Here is a 350-nt window from a genome sequence, read left to right as displayed (position 1 = left end):
GCTTCATGCCGCGCTCAACTGTTTCTGGACCAACTGGTAGTACATGCCGCGGCGCGCGAGCAGTTCCTCGTGCCGCCCCTGCTCCACGATGCCGCCTTCGTACAGCACGAGGATCTTGTCTGCCTGCATGATCGTGCTGAGCCGGTGCGCGATGATGACGGCCGTGCGCCCGCGCAGGATCTCCTGCATGTTGGCGAGGATGTTGCTCTCGGATTGCGTGTCCAGCGCCGAGGTGGCTTCGTCGAACACCAGCAGGCGCGGGTCGTGGTACAGCGCCCGGGCGATGCACAGCCGCTGGATCTGCCCGCCCGACAGGCCGATGCCGCGCTCGCCCACCACCTGCTCGTAGC

Annotated in this window: 1 protein-coding gene; it reads right to left on the bottom strand. The window is 66.6% G+C overall.

The window, feature by feature from the left end:
- Positions 1-3: 3 nt before the first annotated feature.
- Positions 4-350 (bottom strand): ATP-binding cassette domain-containing protein (locus AC1DCP_RS26760; protein WP_476774925.1); only part of this gene is annotated, 347 nt, incomplete at its 5' end.

It is taken from the genome of Agrobacterium sp. 10T429, from assembly GCF_056393925.1.
The sequence above is the reverse complement of the archived record's forward strand: the minus strand, read 5'-3'. Positions and strand labels throughout refer to the sequence as shown.